Here is a 20,933-nt window from a genome sequence, read left to right on the forward strand (position 1 = left end):
TTCTTTCTTTGCAGTTTCTTTTTTTGCCGATTCCTTCTTATTCGAATCTTTCTTGTCCGATTTTTTCTTATCGGTAAGCTTCTCGGCAACTTTCTTTGCAGGTGTCTTCTTTGTCTCTTTTTCTGTAGTATCCGTGATCTTCTTTGCCATATGATTCTTCCTTTTCTGTTTTATAGTATTTCGAATCTATGTGTAGCATCTGTGATCAATCATCGGGCGAGATATCGGCATTTGCCAGCTTCTCAAGATTTTTTTTGCCCTGTATTGTCTTGGTTAAAAACTCAGGATCGTCAGGTTTCAGTTCTCTTTTCTGTCGTTCGTATCCTGCGGATTTTACTCCGTAAATGATATCTCTGAACGCTTTTTTCCTCTGATCCTTCGTTTCAATCTCTACCAGGTTTGTGTTGAACATCTCAGCAACTTTGCTGTGCTGCTCTTCATCCGTAAATCTATCCAAAATGGCCGCCGGCGAGAAATTACCGTTCTCCATCCCCTCAAAGAGCTCGTTTGCAACATTTCTGTAAAGCTCATCGGTAAAGTCATTCGGATCTATCCATTTCTTCACCTTGGGGAAAATAGCCGGTTCATCCGTAAGCCATGTAAGAAGAAGTCTCTGGTTCTTCCGCGCACCGTCTTCCGGAAGAATCTTTTTCTGGATACCGCTCTTAGGTTTCTCGGAAGGTCTGACAAGCCCTCCCTGAGAAGCATAATGAGCAACAAGTCTTCTGAGATCGTCAACGGCGATATTGTATTTTGCCGCAACGGCTTCTATATAATTTTCTCTCTCAAGTGCCTCTTCAAACTCGCATAATTTTTTCGCAAGAGCTCTGTGAAACTCAGTCTTGGATTCGGGATCCGACATATCATGCTTCGACTGCATAACTCTTACTTCGAAAAAGAATGTGTTTTCTGCATTTCTTATTCGCTCTTCGAACGCTTCTTTTCCCTCATTCTTAATGAATTCATCGGGATCTTTGTGCGGCCGAAGATCAAGCACCTTGCCCTTAAGCCCCGCTTCCCGCAGAATTCCTATTCCGCGAAGTGCGGCTTTGGTTCCCGCTTCATCGCTGTCATAGGACAATATCACTTCATCGGTGTAGCGCTTAAGTATCATGGCCTGCCCCGTCGTAAAAGCAGTTCCGAGCGATGCAACAGCCATATTAAATCCTGCCTGATGCATAGCTATAACATCCATGTAACCCTCGCAGATTATCATGTATCCCGCTCTTGCGTTTTTGGCATAATTAAGCCCGAACAGGTTTCTGCTCTTATCAAAAATAAGTGTTTCAGGGGAATTTAGATATTTGGGCTTTCCATCGCCCATAACACGCCCGCCGAATCCTATTACTTTCTGCGATGCGTCCTGAATCGGGAACATTACCCTATTCCAGAATTTATCATGAGTTCCCATCCTCTCATCGTGGGAAGCAAGTCCTGCATCAATTATCTGGCTGTCGTTATATCCAAGGCTCTTTAGATGTTTCACAAGGTCATTGCTCGATATATTGGCATAGCCAAGTCCAAAGTGCTGCATGGTCTCATCCGTAAGCTGTCTGCCTTTGAAATACTCCATGCCCTTTTGACCACTCTTTCCGCGAAGCTGGTAATAATAATACTTGGCCGCCTCCTTATTGATATCAAGAAGAATCTGGCGCTTGTCGCGCATTGCCTTTGCCGCGGGTGAATTGTCTTCATCGGGCAGCTTCACGCCGGCTCTCTCTGCAAGCTGTTTTATAGCCTCCTGGAAAGTTAAATTGTCATATTTCATCAAAAAAGTGATGACATTCCCGCCCGCTCCGCATCCGAAGCAATAATACATCTGCTTATGCGGCGACACTGAGAAAGAACCTGATTTCTCGTTGTGGAACGGACAAAGCCCAAAATAATTCGCGCCTTTTTTTTGCAAATGGACATACTGTCCTATCACATCCACAATGTCACTTCGGGAGCGCACCTCTTCTATTATTTCATCTGAGTAGCGCAATTTAGGTCTCCTAAATATATAGTTTTTCTATTAAAGTACCGTCCATGAGCGCGGAACATATACTTCTTCAAAAACAGAAACAGCATATCTGTCAGTCATGGAACTTACATAGTCGCAGACGACTCTCTCCTTGGATTCACCCGCAGCCATCATGGCTTTCAGATAATCCGGCAGTTTTTCCTCATGGTCGAGGTAGTGATGATAGAGAATCTTTATCATAACTTCTACCTTCCCCTCCTGCCCTTTGGCTTCAGGGTTGGTATATACTCTTTCAAACATGAACTTCCTAAGATCCAGGAAAGCCTCATAGACTTCATCCGACATCATAATGTCGTCCTTGCCCATGCTTGTTGCGATTATGTCGTGTATAAAGGTATCAAGCCACTCTCCGTTCGTGTAGCCTATCACCTTTGCAAGTTCCTTCGGAACATCACTCTCTTTCATAATTCCGCCGCGGATTGCATCATCCATGTCGTGATGCATATAAGCTATCTTGTCGGAAAGTCTAACAACCTTTCCCTCAAGAGTGGACGGTGTCAGATTAAGCTCATGATTAAGAATACCGTCCTTGACTTCCCACGTAAGATTGAGTCCCTGACCGTAATTTTCAAGTTTCTCAACTATCCTTAGACTCTGCTCATTGTGTCTGAATCCGCCGGGAACAACAGCATCAAGTGCCCTCTCTCCGGCATGCCCGAAAGGCGTGTGCCCAAGATCGTGCCCTAGCGCTATAGCCTCCGTCAGATCCTCATTGAGCAAAAGTGCTTTGGAAATAGTCCTCGCATTCTGCGACACTTCAAGAGTATGCGTCATGCGGGTTCTGTAATGATCTCCGTCAGGTGACAGGAAAACCTGTGTCTTATCCTTCAATCTTCTGAATGATTTGGAATAAAGGATCCTATCCCTGTCTCTTTGGAAACAGGGCCTTATATCACACGGCTTTTCTGCTTTTTCTCTTCCTTTGGAATTCATGCTGAGTGTAGCATGTTTACTTAAGATCTGTGTTTCTCTTTCTTCTAGCTTTTCACGAATTTTCAATTTTCGTCTTCTTTCTATTAGAATTTTATGAGTAGCAAATCTTTGTTTGTAGGACAAAATGAAACCCACATCTTTATTATTCGACGTGGGTTTCCGATTTCCTTTTTTATTTTTATTTTTTTTTGAAAAATCACTTATACAGTGCAAAGCGAGCTTCATACTGCTCATTTATCCACTCAACGGCTTTTGTAAAACCATCTTCGCTTACTTCAAAGTTTTCACTCAGCATAAGCTTTTTATCCGTCTTGGCGTATGAATAGGGCTCGGGCCAAACTGTAGCCATAAGAGTCGCAGGTCCCCTCTGATCTATGGGAACGAACTTTACGTTTTCAAGTGGTTCTCGTGCAAGTCTGTATCTCATTCCCTTATAGCTTCCAAAATATGCCTCACCATATTCATAATGCATTAAATTAAAAAATTCTTTTTTCTCTATAGCCATATCTGTTAAAACTCGACTTTACCCGTATCGGTATGATTTACAACATAATATGCCGCATTGTCGGAAGGTTTGATGTAAACCTGGATTTCCTTGATACTTGTAGCCTTATTTCCTTTGTTGATGTAGTCTTTTTTTGCACGCTCAATTATATCCGAAGTTTTTATCTCGTGATTACTGTACTGAACAAAAACTTCTTCTTTGCACGTGAATTTCGCAGTCTTTGCAGAAAGATCCTGTCCCGCTTCCTTTGCAGCTTTTGCAGCTTTCTGTGATGTCTCTTTCACAACTTTTGTGGCGGGAGCAGTTTTTTCTTTTGCCTTTGTAATATATGGTTCCGCTTTTTCCTTGATGTCTTTTATATAAGGTTCTGCCTTCGTCTTAACTTCGGAATAAACAGGCTCCGCCTTTTCTTTGATATCTTTGAGATAAGGCTCTGCCTTCTCCTTAATATCCTTGATATACGGCTCTGCCTTTTTGATATACGGTTCAGCCTTTTGGGTATACGGTCTCGTTGCTTCTTTGACATCCCTGATAATCGGCTCTGCCGCCTTCTTAGCTTCTTTTATAACAGGCTCAGTTGCCTTCGAAACTTCTCTTGCTATCTCTCTAATCTTATCTTCTGTAGAACTCATGCCCATATATCTCCCTTCTGGAATAAAGAGTCGCCCGCAGCACATCAAAAACGCCGGGGTAGTTTATCTAAATCTTTTCATAAGCGATGCCATCGGCCCCGCTGCATCCTGCAGATCCCGAATTGCTTGATTAAGTCCGTCAAAATCAATCTGAGACAAAGATGTGACCGCCTCAGTAAGCGATGCGGAGTTACCTGATACCAGTTCATTAAGGCTGTCGGTAGCACTTGTTATCCCTTTTGTCATGACATCAATCTCATCAAGTGAGTTCTCCGCCTTGACAGAAACGCTATTAATATGCGAAAGCGTCGTGATTGCCTTTGGCACAATAATAACACATACAAGAAATACCAGCACAAGTATTCCCGCCATACATCCCGTCGCAACCTTCTGGAAAAAGAGCCTTTTTCTCGACAGATCACGCATCTCGGTGAGTAATGCCTCTGTGAGATTGTTTGAAATTCCGGCATCACCAGGCGTTGCAGCTTGAATTTTTTCCTTGTTCAAAGCTGCTTCTAACACCAAATCTTTCTCACTTCCTGCCATTTCAGGTACATTTGCACCTGTCAAATTTGAATTTCCTGCACTGTTTTCAATTGCGTTATCTGACAGTTTGCCCCCAACATCATGCGGTTCCATATAATAGATCCCCCTTTCATATCATGTTCTTACGAAACGCACATTTTTAGATCAGTAACCATTCATACACAAAATACAAAATTGAAATCGTTTTATATATGATACCACATTTATTGAGTTATAAAATAGCACGCAACCTTCTCCCTATACAAATTATAAATGAGCCTGAGAAAAACAATCTCAGGCTCGCTAAACATTTCCACTCAACCTGACACGGGGACGGTTCATGTGACTGGTTGTCACGCGAATCAAAAGAAAAAATCAAGGAGACCGGCGTGACACCTGACCCGTCCCCTTGACTTGCCTAACTTTATTTTCTTAGTGATTCCCAATATTCATTTCCACGCATATAGGCAAATTTTTCATCATTACAAAATGCAGTAATTATATTTGCCTTATAATTCTTCATAAACTCCGACTTATCTATATGTTCTTTATCCTTGTTTCTAAGATGGATGTACAGATCAGACGTACCGATATCCAATATTGTATCAGCACTCTCTATAAGCTGTTTCATCAAAGAAGCCGTTTTATCAACATCTTTTTCATATGCAGCAAGGTCAATTTTCTGCATGTTTTCCTGAAAAGCACCAAGATCAAAACATCTCGCAACCTCTCCGCTTATATCAGCCAACCTATATGCCATTTTTAGATTCCCGGCATCCACATAGAGTCTCTGCAAAGCATTCAATACGCTTCGAATCTGATTGACTTCCTCAAGCATAAGATCTTCAAACTTTTTAAAAGCCTCTTCTGTTCCCCCCTTCTTTTCACATATTACCGCTTGGAAAAATCTGCGTTCATAACCTCTCTCATCAAAATTAATCAAAAGCTGCTCTGCCTTGGCAAAATCCTCTTCCCTGTAATACAGTAAAAAAAGTGATCTTGCAGCAGCTTTTTTTATTGTCTCATCTTCTGACTCTACCAAGCTAAGAAGCCATGCAGAAATGTACTTATCATATTTTTTCAGATTATGAAAACCGGGTTTTAACCGCGCAGCATCTAAAATTATAGCTGTTTTCCATTTTAACTTTTCACAGTTTGGATATTCTTCTATCTTTTTTTGCGCAACATCAAACAAATCCTCATAAGGCTCTTTTGCCAGCTTTTTGCTTAGTTCCCTTATGTATACGTCAACTTCTTCATCCGTAAGGTTATCTTTAAATGACAGCAGTTCGTCAGTTGATATTCCAAGAAGCCTTGCAATCGGAGCAAGCAAATTGATATCGGGAAGTGTATTCTCATTCTCCCACTTATTGACAGCCGGCGTAGTCACTCCCAGACTTGTAGCCATTTCTTCCTGCGTAAGTCCCAACTCTTTGCGGTATTTCCGTATCACTTTTCCTATAGTCATTTTCACGGTCTCCTCTAATATTCTTAATGCTATTATTCTTATTCAGCATCACTCATAATTTGTCTGTTACTTTTTATAACCGGCGCCGTTTTATGTAATGATATCGGATTTTACCGCACTTTTCTATTGAATCGGCATTAAGTATCAGGGAATTTTTTTAACCGACAGGAAAGTTTTTAGATAAAGAGAAAAAAGACAAGGAGACAAATGAACCGTCCCCTTGTCTTTTGGCTTTTTTATGCTTTGATAAAGCTTTCCACCTTTTCCATGATTCCTTTAAGATTACAGATATCTGCCGCCGCAGAATCTGTCTCAAGGGAATGATTTGCCTTATCAACTTTATAGAGTTCCAATTCAAGTTCATCGCACTTAGCCTGAGCTACATCTGTACTACACCAGGGATCGTCAAGTCCATGAAATACAATTCCTGATTTAGGTGCGAGCCTGTCAAAAGTCTGTGGAACAGGCGTAAAAACAAGGTTTCTCGCATTTACACCAAGCCGACTGTCAAAATACGCAGCCAAAGCAGTCCCTATACTTTTACCTATAAAAACAACATCACTGTATTCGCCAAAATCAATTTTGCCAAGCCTGTCATTAATCTGATCAACCGCTATTTCAAAAGCTTCCTTCATGCGCACCTTATCGTTCATAATCTCTCTGGCCTTATAAGGAAACTCGTAATTAACTTCAACTATTTCATAGCCATTTTCCACGGCAATTCTCTTCGAAAAATACAACAACGGCTTATCACTGTGATAACCCATCCCCGGAAAAATAACGGCAACTTTTTTTCTCATACACTCCTCCATAGCGGCATGTCAAAGGGACGGTTCTTCTGTCTTATCTTCTACCATATCTGCGTTCCCTCTCCTGCCGATTTTGCATTTTCGGTTTTCTTAAAAACCACTTTTTAAGATATATCACAAGGCTATCATAAGTTCAATCTGCTGTTACCTCAAAAATTTCCTCTTGCCTTCAAAACTATGTTTCTGCCTATTCCGGTAAGCCTTTCAATCTGTCTTATCGATAATCCTTCGGCCTTGAGTTTCCACAACGCCGCATCTCTTTCTTTTTTACCAAGCTTTTGAAGATCCGTCCCTGTTGTCACCCCTAAAGTCGACATTATCACATCTTGGGCCCACTCATCGTTATGTACGGTAAAAACAGGTTCCATGCATTGATCATCATTATCTTTTAAAACATAAGATGCATATTGCTGCTTACTTTGGAAAAAAGATTTTATAACTGATAAATCCATATATTCAGGCACATTATCATATATGTTATAGCTACTCCACGAATATTTTGAAGTTCTGCAGATTCCGGCTTTTTGCGGATTTTGAAGAATATATCTAAATACAGTCAAAAAATATATCTCATTTTCAACCGGTTCACTTATATACCTATCTTGAAAAAGATGCCCAACGTGACTGTATTTTTTATTATAATACCAGGAATAGCTCACTCCTATTTTTTTCATAGTCAAAGACAAAGAATTTAAATCTCCATGTAAAAGCAAATGCACATGGTTATTCATAAGGCAATAGCAACAGACCTTAACTTCGGTCTCCAAACAGTATTTCTTTAACCTGTCCAAATAAAATTTAAAATCATCAGCAGACTCAAACAGGACCTGTTTTCCGATTCCTCTTTCGATCACATGCATGTAACCGCTTCTGCTCATTATACGCGCGCTACGCGGCAAAACAACACCTCCTAAGTAAATATAGTCTTCATGGGAAAATACAAATAGAAAATATTCTCTACTTGTTCGTCTTGAAAAAGACAAGAATAAATATGCTGATTACTTTACCATCTAAATCAGAAGATGTAAATAAGAAATTTTCCATTCAATAAAAAACACTGTTCCGAAAAAGTAACTTTACCTTTTCAAAACAGTGTTTTCGATATGAAATATAAGACAGATGAACCGTCCCTGTGTCACCCTAAGACAGATGAACCGTCCCTGTGTCACCACGTTAAGCTGCCTCTGCGATCGTAGGATTATTTTCCACGCGAATGTCCTGATATCTGTAAATCGACAGAACAATACCCAGAAGAACATATTCCACTACAATGTGGCCGGTACCGATACTAAAAAAAGGAAGTGTAGTTCCCGCAAGCGGAAGCAAACCAAAAACAATCAAAAAATTTGATACAGCCTGTATTGCTATCACAATTCCACAGCTGAATCCAACAATGGATCCAAGGCTATTTTTTTGCTTAACAGAAACACTGAATACATATATCGCCAGAACAATCAAGCTGACTATAATTAGTGCAACCACCGCTTTTCCGCATGTAGCGGCAATTGGTGCCAATACGAAATCTGCCATTGATTCCGGTAGCCCATATACACTTTCCATTGCGCTTTCACTTTTCCCTATAAATCTGCTCTTCAAAAAAATATTATCGAGACACGAATTAGTATAATTCATGTACTTTAACTTTTCATCGGCGCTATTTACCGCTATCCCTATATGCGAAAGCCATGCTTTAAAACGCGCATTTTGATATCCGCTTGAACTTGCGATACGAAGAGCACTTAACGCAGTAGTTGTCACAAAGATAATTCCCGTAATTTTCAAAAACTTACTTTTATCAACCCTATACCAATTTTTATTTAATGCGATCGCAAAAAGAATAATCTCTGAAATCAGCATGAGCATAGCATCATTAAGGGATATTCTGCCATATAGAATTAGCGAAAATGCAGGTGCGATCATCCATAAAAAAATCTTGAATATTGCACCGATTCCTTTGTTTCTATAGTCATACAATATTCCGGCAAATATAGGCAAATACAATATAAACAGAACCTGCGTCGAAAAAACCATGTTACCAAGCTTAATCCATCTTCTGGCTCCATTAATTGATACGCCAAATACAATAGCAAGAAAAGTCAAAAAGATCAAAAAAGCTCCGGCTATTAATCGACTTCTTCCGGCAAGGATAGTGTAATCCAATCGATAAACGATTATCATTGCGATTACTCCCAGTAAAACACCACTTAGCTGTTGAAATACAAATCCACTGTATTCAACGTTTCCGTAGGGATGCGCGGAAAACGTAAGACACATCGTGCCCACACCAAGAATACTTATGTAAATGATATACAACAGGAATCTCCATTCCAAGCGAGGTCTGTGTATAAAGTCAAGATTTACTCCGACGCTCACAGGATCCCCCATCTCTTCCACAGCTTGCAATATCGCCCGGTCGTGATCCACGCCTTTCTTTTGCAAACCTTCGGCACGATCCTCGATATGATTTTGTAATTCCTTACCTACAAATTCTCTTGCCTTTTTATCCCGAATCTGATTCTTAACTTCAGTTAAATACTCTTCAATTCTCATCTTGTTAGTCTCCTCTTTCACATACCCATGCCGAACGAAAGTACATTTGCAACTGCCGCTGTATAAATATCCCACTCTTCAACTTTTTTCTTAAGAAATTTTTTCCCTTCATCTGTTATGGAATAATATTTTCTTATTTTTCCATAACCCGCTTTCTCATACGACACGAGATATTTCTTTGATTCCAACGAATGCAAAAGAGGATAAAGCGTGCCAACTTTCAATTCGAAGACATTTTGAGATCTCTCGCTCAGCTTCTCGATCATCTCGTAGCCATACATATCTTTTTCAGAAAGCAGCTTAAGCAACATTGTGCCCATACTCCCTGATAACAAGGTTTTATCTATAGTATTCATCGCATTGTCCCTCCTATATCGATAATCAATATATATCGACTATCATAAGTCTATATCGATATTCGATATGAGTCAATTCCAATTTGCTTAATTCGACTTTTATCTCTTTTTTTAATTAAAAAAGTATTTAGCTCGAGAAATGCTAGCGCGCACGCGGCATTGCGACGCAATTATCTACCACTCCGCGAGCCGCGCATAAATGCGGAGCTTTTTATATCAAAGGAATGTAATTTCCTATGTATAGAAAAAACACTGTTCCGAAAAAGTAACTTTACCTTTTCAAAACAGTGTTTTCGATATGAAATATAAGACACACGAACCGTCCCTTTGACATCACTTAGCTGATACCTACATTTCCCTTCTGTCAAAATTCACCGTCAAACAAACTCATCTGTGAATACTTTTCCGGAAATTCATACATAAACTTAAAGCATTCATCCACACTCGACAATATACCGTTCTCTGCGCATATATCCTTAAATATCGCCGTCAGCTCTTTTGCATTTGGACTTGGTAATTCATATGCGTTACCGTATTGATTGATATACTTTTTCTTCATTCCGGGAAAAAACCTATCAAGTGCCGCATAATAATACTCTCTGTCGCCGTCTCGAAGCGTCAGCCCCATACCAAAATCAATAACGCCTTTTACCCCGACTCGCGCGCACTCACTTAAGATTGCCGTTATGTTCTCCTTTGTATCATTTATGAAAGGAAGAATCGGTGTGATCCAAACAACAGTCGGAATCCCCCTTTTTTGCATCTCTTCAAGCACTTCTATTCTTCGTTTTGTATTGCAGACATTCGGCTCAAGTATGCCGCACAGCTCATCGTCATAGGTCGTAAGCGTCATCTGCACCACGCATTTTGCAGAGCGATTTATCTCATCCAAAAGATCTATATCTTGGAGTATACGGTCCGATTTTGTCTGAACAGCCACTCCAAAGCCATATTTTAATATAATCTCAAGGCATCTCCTTGTAAGACGCAGCTCCTCTTCGCAGTGCATATAAGGATCGGACATTGCTCCCGTTCCTATCATGCACTTTTTCCTCTTGGATCTGAGTGTCCTTTCAAGCAGCTCCGGTGCATTCTGCTTAACTTCTATATCTTCAAAAGGATGCTTAAATTGATAGCATTTACTCCTGCTATCACAATAGATACATCCATGAGAGCACCCTCTGTAAATATTCATTCCGCAGTGTCCACCGCTGCCCGTAAGAATACCTTTAGCATCGACAAAATGCATGCTCACCCATCCTCATTTTTATGCCATCATTGATAACTCAATTTCATCCTCATCTTCTGCGCCGGTCTCTTTAAAGCCCATATTTCGATATAACGCCAGAGCTGCGTCATTATCCCTATTGCAGGTAAGCGTAACTCTATTTGAATCCCCAAACGGCTTCGTTCTTATGTAAAAAAGAATCTGCTCAAGTGCTGCTTTTCCATACCCGTGAGCTTGATATTTTTCATCGATCATCATATGCCAGATATCATATTCCGGCACATCATAATCATAAATTACCATAACATATCCGACCATTTCGTCATCATTGTAAATCCCAAAAGGTTGACACTGATCACGATAAACATAAGCCTGCGCCAGACTGCGAATCGGATGAGAGACAAATCGTTCCTGACTTTTACCTAATTTCAAATTAAACGCATCAATAAAATTCTCTTCTGTAATTTTCCTAAGATTAACCATACATACCTTCAGCTTTTTATCTATTCCCATATGAGATCACATGGCATCTCGCCGCAACAAATCCATTCGAATCGCTAAATTCCGAGTCTACATCGTGATCACTGAGAAATCTGCTAATTTCATCTTTATCTTCCGAACGAACATAGTCTACATAATCGTTGATTCTGACACCGATATTTTTTAGCCCCAGTCGCTCCATAACAATCGGAAGCTTTATTCCAATCTGATAATCTCTTCCGCCGCTCTTTATTTCTTTTATCCACTTTTGTTCCAGATAATCATCATTTTTAAATGGATAAAAATCCGTCGAATCTATGTAAACACCTGCATTTTCCAATCTTCTGCTCGGTTCTGTACAAATCACCAGTCCGCCGTCTTTTGCAGTATCTATCATCTTTTTAAGAATCTGCACCGGATTGGGAAGGTGACGCAATACAGCTTGACATATAACTACATCATATTCCGCAGTTGGTTTGTAATCATTAAGATCAGCCACCTCAAAACTAACCATCTCTGAATTGTCATGAAAGATTTCTTTTGCATTTTCAATAAGTTGTTCCGAGATATCTATCCCTTTATAAGTGCTCCCTTTCGGGATTATTGGTAAAAAGAGCTGAGCCAAATAGCCATATCCGCAACCAAAATCAATAATTTTGACAGGCTTATCTATTTTCCATACACATTTCACTAGAAACTCAAAATAATCATTATTCCACAGATGACGCCTGGTGCTATGTAGATACTCGCTTTCTTTTCCCCAATCTCTCATCAGATTCAATTCTCCCGATTGTTTTTATAAAAAATCAGTTCTTCTATCATATTAGCATATCATGAGGGAACAATTAACGATTATTAACCGTAACAGACAGTACGGCGATTGACGGCATTTTAAATCAAAGTATTTTCCGCATTTTCGTGCTCGGATTCTATTTTCGCACTTTCAAAGTTTTCTTTCCGGCTTATCACATGACCTATCTGAGCAAATTCTTCCAAATAGGTCATGCAACGCTTTTGCTTTTCCGCGCATCTCATGACCTTTCTGTTCAAATTCTTCCGTATAGGTCATGTACCCTTTTTGCTTTCCTGGCACACTTTATGACCCTTTTACGCTATTTCTTCCGAATAGGTCATATGACACTTCTGCTTTTCCGACGCTCCTCATGACCTATATACACAAATTCTTCTGTATAGGTCATATACGCTCTTGGCTTTTCCAATCCTCCTCATGACCCTTCTACGCTAATTCCTCTGAATAGGTCATATGGCGCTTTATTTTCCCGGCATACCTCATGACCTATATACACAAATTCTTCCGTATAGGTCATACATGCACTTTATATATAATCTGTACAACATCAAATCTACTAAGCAAGCCTCCTCTTACGCAACACCGCACAAAATGCCAAAGCCTTCAAAAAGTCAAAACCCCCAAAAAACTCCAAGCCTCCAAGCCCTCCGCCCCGCTCACAATGGGACTTTGTGCAGAGCACTTAGCGGCTGTGACTACTTAACGAGGTTTTACCGAGTTTAGTAGTCGCGTGTTCTGGCGAGCAAAGCGAGAGCAGAACTTCCTTAAGCTAGCTTAGTGTGAATCCCAGAACCCATGCAGCGAAGCTGCGGGTGAGAGTCCCCTTCCACACGAAAAATAAAAAAAGGATTAACTCATCTGAGTTAATCCTTTTTATTTTCGTGCGGAAGATGGGACTTGAACCCACACGACATAAACAGTCACAAGATCCTTAGTCTTGCTCGTCTGCCAATTCCGACACTTCCGCATTCCGTCGTCATCTCTCTCGCGACGACTTGTTTATAATAGCAAAGTATGCGGCTTTCGTCAACACCCATTTTTTATTTTTTTCAAAAATTTTTTCTGTTATTCCAAAATGTCATTTACCGCAAGCTCACTACCCATCCGCTCAATCAACCTGATCCGTGTAAAAACCCGCAACTCCAAGCGCTTTGTACCTATCCATGTCCTTCTTATCATTGATGGTATGGACAAAAAGCGGCACTCCGGTTTCGTTGATCTCAGACACAAATCCCGCGTCGTCAACCCAGACATCCGGCATTGTAAGTGCGACAAGCTCCATATTTTTGCAGCTCTGTATTATCGCTTCGCTCTCACGCTCATCTTCATCCGCAGCGTAAAGCGTGTAAATAACATACAAAAATCCCGCATCCTGCACGACTTCATACTCTTCGTCATGATAAATCTGAATCAAAAAGCGGTTCATAAGATCCGGAATACATTTTGAGAAAGTTCCGTACACTCCTTTGCTTCCGGCACCGGAAGCCTCCTTGATATCGGTAACCACATACATATCATTATGCTCTCGCATAAAATCCGCAAGCGTATAGATATCAAGCGGTGTAAGTCTGTCATAAACTTTTGAATTCATGAACTCATTATGTTTCGGTGCCTTGCCAAAAGAAAATCCCAGTGCCCACGCACCATCTGCATTGTGCGCACAGACAGGATATCCGTCACTTGTGAACATGAAATCCATCTCTATCATTCTTTTGCCCGCATCATATGCATTCTGAAGTGCTTCCAGACTGTTTGTGTAAAAGAGCCCCTCTCCGCCGTCTTCAGAATAGCTTCCCGCAGCATGAATGACAAACTGCTCTTCCCTAAGCTGTTCTCTCATACCGGGAACGTCAAACGCCTCGTATACAGGCTTTCCTTTTTCATATCTTTCTTTTGACTCGGGCGAAATCTCAATATCAAACGGATTGAATCCGTCGATTGCCATTACAAACCACGCTCCGGGGGCTATATGAGGACTGCTGTCATATATCCAGGGAGTACCGTCAAAAAGATCCATTCCCGTGTTTATGCGTTCTCCCGAGCAAGCGGGAATACGACCGTCAACCTTTAAAATTCTGCAAATTGAATCAATCGCTCCGTAAACAGCTCTTCTTTTTCCACACTCCTGATAATAAAGAGCCGTAAACGCCGTTCCTTCTGTCCAGAATCCTCCTGCTGCCTCGTCAAGGCAAAAAGCATATCCGTTGTCGGACGTTTTCATCTTGCCAATATTTTTTCGAACACGTCTGTCCTTGATAACACCGTCAACCGCAAGCGCCGTCCAAACCTGCGCATCAAGAACGACCTGCCCAGTGTTCGGAGTTATACCGTCAGAAGCTGTTCCGATATAGTAATATCCTTTTTTTGCATCATACATACTGTCTATGAATTTCTTTGAATTCTGCGCAGCCTCATTATATTTCTCATCGCCCGTAAGCTCATAGAGCGCATCAAAAGCAACCATACAGTCAACATTGTGCTCAAGAGATTTATAACTAAGCACCTGCGCCTGTGACATGTCATTTTCAGGCCATCCGTTTATACCCGCAATAAATCCGGGATTTTCGTCCGCGCAATTCTCAAGAACCCAGTCCATAAGGGAAACCGCGGTTTTGGTATAAAGATATGTATCCTCTTCTTCTCCGTACAATTTGTCATACCAAAGAAGTGCAAGGGACACCCACGCCAAATTGCCGCTACTGCTGCCGACAAGCGAAGGATCTTCGACCCACATATTCCTCTCATTGTCATAATATCCGGGAAGTCTTACACTTCCGCAAACATCTCCGACAATGTTTCCCGCAGAATAAGCATTTCTTACTCTCTGCACATCTCCCCTGTCATTGACCGCGGCATATATGAAAGCATCAAGAATAGCAGATGCAGACTCTTTATCTCCATCCGCCATAAACGCAAGCGCACACAGCGCATTGTCGTATGAATAAGCTATATCTTTTTGATTCTCCTTATCCGTGTCATAAGAAGCAAGCAAAAAACGCCCATTCTCTTCACCGGATTCTTTTGACATATCACGAAGTGCGGACCTTATCGCAGAAACAGCGAGTTCTTTTTCATTTCCGTACTTCTCTGTCAACTTGACAGAATACTGGTAATAAACAGAATAAACTATGCAAAGGACTGCCAGCAATAAGCTGGCAGCCATTACAAATATGATCGCAACAGGCGTTTTTTTCAGTTTCTCCTTCACTCAGCCCCCACTTTTCTTCTAACCTGTCTTCTGATATCGACTATCTCACGAAAAAAATTTTTACCTTTTGAGTTCTCAATTACTGAAGTATCGGGTTCTTCCGGTTCCTCGTTTGCCTCTTCCAACCAGCCTTTTATTCCGCTATAGTCCACGTTCTCTCTTACCTTAATGATCTTTTCAAGTGAACTTACATCCATAGGCTTATAGTAATGGTATCCCTGTGCATAGCGGCATCCGAAGTTCTTTAGATATTGCTCATGCTCATCTGTCTCGACCATCTTTACAATAAGCGGAATGTCCATAACCTGTACGCAGTTTGCAACAGTATGAAGTATAACTGCAGCCTTGGTTATATGACCTTCCTCATCATTAAGCACCTTCATGTTGAATGTGATCACTTCGGGCTGCACAGCCTGAAGCATTATCATAGATGAATATCCGCTTCCGAAACCGTCAATAATAAGCGGGAATCCTGCATCTGAAATATCCTTTATCATAGCAAGGATTTCTTTATCAACATCATTATACGTCTTATCCGAGATCTCGATCATAATGAGCCTGCGCGGAACTTTGTATTTTTCGCACAGATCTTTAAGCGTCTTTTTTACATCTATGGAAAAAAGATCCGCACGGGTTAAATTAATCGATACAGGAATGCACTCATCTCCGTCTTTAATTCTTTTGCCCTGCCATGCTATAACCTTCTCCCAGATAAGTTGGTCGACGATAAGCGTAAGTCCTGATTTTTCAAGTACGGGAATGAACTCGCCCGGGCTTACAAATCCGCGTTCTCTGTGATTCCAACGAACAAGTGCCTCACCGCTTATGATCTTTCCTGTATTTATGTCACATCTTGGCTGTATAAAGAATGTAAACTCGTCGCTGTCAATACCTCTGCGGACATCCCTAAGCAGCTTTACTTCCGCATCAAGCTTCTTGTCCATTTCCGAGTTGTAGTGAACAGAACGCTCTTTTAAGTTTCCTCTGAGTCCGTCAAGTGCAAGAAGCGCTCTGTCATACATTTTTTCTACGGCAAGAGTGGTATCACGTATCTCATACACGCTGATAAGCGGGAAAAATCCCATGAACTTCGGATCAGTCTTTACATAATCCGACAATTCGCCCTGAATCTGGTTCAAAAGAGCATCTCCGTTCGGCACGATACAGATAAAGTTTCCTCCGGAAATATGTCCCGGAACTCCACCGAATTTGTCAATTATATAAGCAAGCTTATCGCCAATCCTGTCAGCGTATTCTTCTCCGACGTCATGTCCGTACCAAAGATTCAGGACATGGAAGTTGTCAATCTCAACCGCGTACAGGAAAAGATGCTTATCGGTATTCTCATCAATAAATTTTCTTGCTTCTTTGAAGAAAACAGAAGCGTGGTAACATTTAAGCATATTATCAGACTCCCTTCGAACCAAAATTCCACCTTTCTTTCGCTGGAACAACTGCGGTGTCATGAAAAACGGAGCAAATGCTATCAAAAACAGCTCTGATATGCAGGCTGCCTCTGCAGCTCCAACCCGTGAAGAATACAAAAGTATATGATGTATTCTTTCAACGCAGAAAACAAATACAACAAGGACGCCTTTGTTTTTCAGGAAATACTTGTAAATGAATCTCAGTCCTTCTTTAAACGAATATACCAGCGTACTTACTGAAGTAGCGGGAAAAGCGTGTTCCTTCTTGGTTATTACGTTAAGGAAATACTTTACTGCACCTGCTCCTGCAGGGAATGTACATCCGGAGAAAGTGAAAAACATCAGAAAGCTCTCGGAAATCCTAAAGAGGTACTCTTTCTTTATTTTTCTTGAAAGTAATATTGTTCTTAGCGACGGAAGTATGATAAATACTATGCAGCAAAGAGCGTATCCGAGGAACATCAGGTCAAGCATTCCCGTAAGCGTTATGATAACTATGTAAGGTAAGAGCAATGCATTGTTTATTCTTGCAATGAAGTAGATGATCATGTAAAAAGCATCATACCATCTAGTCTTGCCCCACTCCATCGTACCGCTCAGGAACATCTCGATCAGTCCGTATGTATATCTGTATTCCTTCATGGCATCTTCTGAATATGTTCTTGAAGCATACTCGGTAAATTCAAGACCTTGAACCTGTGAGTATTTGCCATGCCATCCTCTTGCATAAAGTCTTATTGCCAGATCGAAATCTTCGGAAACTCTGTGCTCATGCCAGTATCCAAGCTTGGCAATCGCTTCTCTTCTTATAAATACGTTATGTCCTACAAGCGGGACAAATATTCCCTTAAGAGCCATGCACGGGAAGACATTCTGATTATTGTTGTTAACCTGTCTTCCGGAAAGTCTTGCAAAGAAGTTTTCCTCCATGTTTGACGCCTTTGTAGCGCACTGAATATATGCAAGCTTATCATCTCTTGTAAATTCAGGTACTATCGCACTTATTATTTCAGGATGAAGACCGGAGTCCTTATCTATGAGAAGTATTATGGAGTTTGTATGGATATTGCCCTCTGCATGTCCACCTTCAAACTCTGCTCCCTCACAAACAAGATCTTTGATCTCATTACCTTCATCAACCCTGCGTCCTATTCTAAGCGTGTAATTAAGGTTTGAAGACTTCTTGAATATTCCCGGTCTGTTGTAAGGAGGTCTTACAACAAAGCTTACGTTGACCTTTCTGTAGTAATATACTCTTTCTATAACTCTGTATGCGTCGGAGCCAACTTCCACTCCCGCAACAGTTCCAAACTTGGAGTATTCTTCGATCTTATCCTCCAAAGATTCGATCGTACCTACATTTTTAAGCAGCACTCCTATTCCGTCATCGGAAACTATTACATTACACTCTTTTCCCGTCTGCTTCTTATAATCTTCTGCCGCAAGCTTACTTCTGTATACAGTCTCGAATATAACGCCGTTCTCCTCCATGTACACAGGAATTGAGATCGTAACATCGGGAAGGCTGTCCTTATCATAATCAAGCCACAGAGTATTCATGTAAGCATCGTTATTTATCTTTTTCTTTCCGTTAAGTATCGAAACAACCGGCGGAAGAACGGAAAAGATAAAATCTACGGCAAATACCGTCGCATGAGTAAATGCAATAAATGACCATATGTAAAACAGCCAGAACAGAACGCTGCTCATTGCTTCTACTCTTGCAAGCGCGTATTTAAGCACGATCACATGCAGCCATATATTCAAAATGAACGAAAGAACATACAGGCAAATGCCGATCACTTTAAAGAAACGCATTTCACCAATGTGTGTTACTTTCTCTTCTTCAGATACGTTCACTTTGGAAACATTATTAAATTCTTCAACTGTCATTTTTCTGATCATCGCGGCACCCTAAACAGATCAGGGACATTCCCCTGTCTATCGCCGATATTGTTATATTCCATATAGAAATATCCTGTAACGTCTATCGGCGCTTCATCATACAAGTGTACAGTTCCATCTGCGTCCATGTATTTCATACCCGATCCAAGCACGGGATACTTTGGCGCTATCTGAGTCATATACTGATAATAAGCAGGTCTGGGGAGCTCAAGCTCCTTTAAAAGTTCAGGAACTATATAATTGGTGCTTACAGTTCCTATACTGTCGATCCATGAATCCGCAGGAATTTCAATGTTGCTCCACATCAAAAACGGTGTTCTTCTTAAGTTATATTCTTCTATGTCGGAATCCATGTCCGAATCAAGCACATCATATGCAAAAGAAGGACAATGATCCCCAAGCATGCAGATAACTACAGGTCTATCAACGTTTTTGTAATATTGAATGAGATCGTAAAACGCCTTGTCCGATGTCTGCATACAAGACAGATACTCGTTCAAAACAGATGTGGCTGCACCATACTCCTTAACGGAATGGATAATGTCTTCACCGGCAGGATTCTGATCCCAGCCTCCGTGATTCTGTATTGTCAAAAGATACATGAATTGCGATACGTATTCGCCCTGAGCCTGCTGCGCAACGGAAGATTCATATTTTTTTATCATATTGTCATACAATGACTTGTCCGTGGCATAAACTCTGTCCGCATAGTAATCAAGATCCCTGAATTCTTCTCCAAAGTAAACATTGTCAAATCCAAGTTCTTTATATCCTCTGTATCTTGAATAATTTGAGCCTGATTCAGAATGCATTGCTGTTGTCTCATATCCAAGTTCGTTAAGAACGGAAACAATACTGAGACTGTCGTTCATATCAATAACATTAAAAGGAGCAAAATTATTGATGAGCCTGTTCGAATTTCCTGTCAAAAGCTCGTATTCTGTTGCATTTGTACCGCCTCCGAAGTTAGGAACAACGGCATAACCTTTTTTGAGATCTTCCATATTTGAAATGTAAGGAAGAAATTCCGTATCGGTCTCAAGCTGTGTCACAACATTAAAATCATAGAATGTCTCATTCAGGATCATTATTATGTCGGGACGCTCATCCGTATACCAGGTTGAAATATTAAGTGTAGGAATATCGGCGACTTCATAACCGTCGGGCCTTTCCACAACGTTATGCAGGTTCTGGAACGACTCAAGACTGCAAAGTGCAAATCCGTATGTCGGATAGACCTCACGCCACGACCATGCCAATATGCTTTCAGGCTTTTTTGAAGCCGGCGAAAGGATTACCATATCAAACACGCCAAAGGCAACAATCGCAAATATAAGTCTCTTCCAAAGGGTATCGCCCCATTTTGAAGAATTATCTACATTAAGAACATACAGCCCCATCGATAAGAACAATCCGAAAAAGAACAGTCCCATTATCTTAAAGAATGTGGCATCGGGTGTGATCGTCATTCCCCGGATAACATTGAGTGCGGTTCCAAAGTTTTGCAATTCCTGAAAAGAGAGAGGCATTCCATGAAGCAAAACAACATAATGATTTACTATTGCAATAAGAGAGGAAACAGTAGTGGAAACAATTCCGCAAAGGTAATCACTTCCCACAATCAGATAAATTATTGCTATAAAAAGAAAAATAATTGAGAAGTTAAGAAAAAATGCACCGCTAATAAAAGAAACAGGCAACACTCCTTTAAACAGAGTGACATTTCCGGTTTCGATAAGCAAAAAGCACAAGTAAACCTGCAGCAAGGAGATCAAAAATCTAACTACTCTTCTCCAGCTGATCTTTAAAAGTCGTTTTAAGTCAAAAGTTGCATTCCGCACCTTTCTCTTTGCAATCAGGCTTATATCTCTAGATGTCAATAGGCGACCCTCCATAATGATATAAACAGAATTACGGCTTCCAATTACTTTTTATTTATCGGTCCATTTTCCCAAGACTTTAGTTTTAATTTTGTATCAATATTATATTACAGACAGGGCAAGGTGCGGGATGAAAAAACGATAAAAAAATAATGCCCCGGGCTTTATATTTCCCGAGGCATATAAAAAATTT

General features: G+C 40.7%; 16 protein-coding genes and 1 tRNA gene. All 17 read right to left on the bottom strand.

The genetic code is table 11. The annotated features are described in order from the left end of the window. Nucleotides 1–205: 205 nt before the first annotated feature. The gene (dnaG, locus tag BLP87_RS01265; RefSeq protein ID WP_074461081.1) at nucleotides 206–1,984 is read right to left on the bottom strand and encodes a DNA primase; all 1,779 of its coding nucleotides are present in this window, start codon (nucleotides 1,982–1,984) and stop codon (nucleotides 206–208) included. 30 nt (nucleotides 1,985–2,014) lie between these two features. Continuing rightward, nucleotides 2,015–3,022, bottom strand: coding sequence for a deoxyguanosinetriphosphate triphosphohydrolase (locus BLP87_RS01270; RefSeq protein ID WP_074461082.1), 1,008 nt, complete (start codon nucleotides 3,020–3,022; stop codon nucleotides 2,015–2,017). Between the two features lie 130 nt (nucleotides 3,023–3,152). Continuing rightward, nucleotides 3,153–3,461 (bottom strand): hypothetical protein, encoded by a 309-nt coding sequence (locus BLP87_RS01275; RefSeq protein WP_074461083.1) that lies wholly within the window; start codon nucleotides 3,459–3,461, stop codon nucleotides 3,153–3,155. 5 nt (nucleotides 3,462–3,466) lie between these two features. Further along, nucleotides 3,467–4,093, bottom strand: a complete 627-nt coding sequence (locus BLP87_RS01280; protein ID WP_143002062.1) for a DUF6465 family protein — start codon at nucleotides 4,091–4,093, stop codon at nucleotides 3,467–3,469. A 63-nt stretch (nucleotides 4,094–4,156) separates the two neighbouring features. Then, entirely contained in the window at nucleotides 4,157–4,732 is a 576-nt protein-coding gene (locus BLP87_RS01285; protein WP_074461085.1) for a hypothetical protein, read from the bottom strand. A 310-nt stretch (nucleotides 4,733–5,042) separates the two neighbouring features. Then, nucleotides 5,043–6,086 (bottom strand): helix-turn-helix domain-containing protein, encoded by a 1,044-nt coding sequence (locus BLP87_RS01290; protein ID WP_074461086.1) that lies wholly within the window; start codon nucleotides 6,084–6,086, stop codon nucleotides 5,043–5,045. A gap of 236 nt (nucleotides 6,087–6,322) precedes the next feature. Next, a complete protein-coding gene (locus BLP87_RS01295; protein ID WP_074461087.1) occupies nucleotides 6,323–6,886 on the bottom strand; it encodes an RBBP9/YdeN family alpha/beta hydrolase in 564 nt (187 codons plus the stop codon). A gap of 158 nt (nucleotides 6,887–7,044) precedes the next feature. Then, nucleotides 7,045–7,794, bottom strand: coding sequence for a transposase (locus BLP87_RS01300; RefSeq protein WP_074461088.1), 750 nt, complete (start codon nucleotides 7,792–7,794; stop codon nucleotides 7,045–7,047). A gap of 274 nt (nucleotides 7,795–8,068) precedes the next feature. Further along, nucleotides 8,069–9,445 carry an FtsW/RodA/SpoVE family cell cycle protein gene (locus BLP87_RS01305; protein WP_074461089.1) on the bottom strand — a complete coding sequence of 459 codons (1,377 nt, stop codon included), beginning with the start codon at nucleotides 9,443–9,445 and terminating at the stop codon, nucleotides 8,069–8,071. A 17-nt stretch (nucleotides 9,446–9,462) separates the two neighbouring features. Further along, nucleotides 9,463–9,801: a PadR family transcriptional regulator gene (locus BLP87_RS01310; RefSeq protein WP_074461090.1), complete on the bottom strand. Its 339-nt coding sequence runs from the start codon at nucleotides 9,799–9,801 to the stop codon at nucleotides 9,463–9,465. Between the two features lie 364 nt (nucleotides 9,802–10,165). After that, nucleotides 10,166–11,050 (bottom strand): SPL family radical SAM protein, encoded by an 885-nt coding sequence (locus BLP87_RS01315; RefSeq protein WP_074461091.1) that lies wholly within the window; start codon nucleotides 11,048–11,050, stop codon nucleotides 10,166–10,168. An 18-nt stretch (nucleotides 11,051–11,068) separates the two neighbouring features. After that, nucleotides 11,069–11,512: a GNAT family N-acetyltransferase gene (locus tag BLP87_RS01320; RefSeq protein ID WP_074461169.1), complete on the bottom strand. Its 444-nt coding sequence runs from the start codon at nucleotides 11,510–11,512 to the stop codon at nucleotides 11,069–11,071. 16 nt (nucleotides 11,513–11,528) lie between these two features. Then, nucleotides 11,529–12,281 (bottom strand): class I SAM-dependent methyltransferase, encoded by a 753-nt coding sequence (locus tag BLP87_RS01325; RefSeq protein WP_074461092.1) that lies wholly within the window; start codon nucleotides 12,279–12,281, stop codon nucleotides 11,529–11,531. Nucleotides 12,282–13,202: 921 nt separating this feature from the next. Next, nucleotides 13,203–13,287 (bottom strand) — tRNA-Leu (locus BLP87_RS01330). A gap of 141 nt (nucleotides 13,288–13,428) precedes the next feature. Further along, on the bottom strand, nucleotides 13,429–15,528 hold the full coding sequence (locus BLP87_RS01335) for a glycerophosphodiester phosphodiesterase family protein (RefSeq protein WP_074461093.1): 2,100 nt from the start codon (nucleotides 15,526–15,528) through the stop codon (nucleotides 13,429–13,431). Further along, a complete protein-coding gene (locus tag BLP87_RS01340; protein WP_074461094.1) occupies nucleotides 15,525–18,860 on the bottom strand; it encodes an EAL domain-containing protein in 3,336 nt (1,111 codons plus the stop codon). The genes BLP87_RS01335 and BLP87_RS01340 overlap by 4 nt, the downstream gene beginning before the upstream one ends. Beyond that, a complete protein-coding gene (locus BLP87_RS01345) occupies nucleotides 18,857–20,740 on the bottom strand; it encodes an LTA synthase family protein (protein ID WP_074461095.1) in 1,884 nt (627 codons plus the stop codon). Before BLP87_RS01345 ends, BLP87_RS01340 begins: the two co-directional genes overlap by 4 nt. Nucleotides 20,741–20,933: the final 193 nt, after the last annotated feature.

Source organism: Butyrivibrio hungatei (genome assembly GCF_900101605.1).
Lineage (GTDB): Bacteria > Bacillota > Clostridia > Lachnospirales > Lachnospiraceae > Butyrivibrio > Butyrivibrio hungatei_B.

What these genes read in the sequence shown, in the direction of transcription:
- BLP87_RS01275 (WP_074461083.1), bottom strand. Translation starts at nt 3,461, where the DNA reads ATGGCTATAGAGAAAAAAGAATTTTTTAATTTAATGCATTATGAATAT.
- BLP87_RS01280 (WP_143002062.1), bottom strand. Translation starts at nt 4,093, where the DNA reads ATGAGTTCTACAGAAGATAAGATTAGAGAGATAGCAAGAGAAGTTTCG.
- BLP87_RS01285 (WP_074461085.1), bottom strand. Translation starts at nt 4,732, where the DNA reads ATGGAACCGCATGATGTTGGGGGCAAACTGTCAGATAACGCAATTGAA.
- BLP87_RS01290 (WP_074461086.1), bottom strand. Translation starts at nt 6,086, where the DNA reads ATGACTATAGGAAAAGTGATACGGAAATACCGCAAAGAGTTGGGACTT.
- BLP87_RS01295 (WP_074461087.1), bottom strand. Translation starts at nt 6,886, where the DNA reads ATGAGAAAAAAAGTTGCCGTTATTTTTCCGGGGATGGGTTATCACAGT.
- BLP87_RS01305 (WP_074461089.1), bottom strand. Translation starts at nt 9,445, where the DNA reads ATGAGAATTGAAGAGTATTTAACTGAAGTTAAGAATCAGATTCGGGAT.
- BLP87_RS01310 (WP_074461090.1), bottom strand. Translation starts at nt 9,801, where the DNA reads ATGAATACTATAGATAAAACCTTGTTATCAGGGAGTATGGGCACAATG.
- BLP87_RS01315 (WP_074461091.1), bottom strand. Translation starts at nt 11,050, where the DNA reads ATGCATTTTGTCGATGCTAAAGGTATTCTTACGGGCAGCGGTGGACAC.
- BLP87_RS01320 (WP_074461169.1), bottom strand. Translation starts at nt 11,512, where the DNA reads ATGGTTAATCTTAGGAAAATTACAGAAGAGAATTTTATTGATGCGTTT.
- BLP87_RS01325 (WP_074461092.1), bottom strand. Translation starts at nt 12,281, where the DNA reads ATGAGAGATTGGGGAAAAGAAAGCGAGTATCTACATAGCACCAGGCGT.
- BLP87_RS01340 (WP_074461094.1), bottom strand. Translation starts at nt 18,860, where the DNA reads ATGATCAGAAAAATGACAGTTGAAGAATTTAATAATGTTTCCAAAGTG.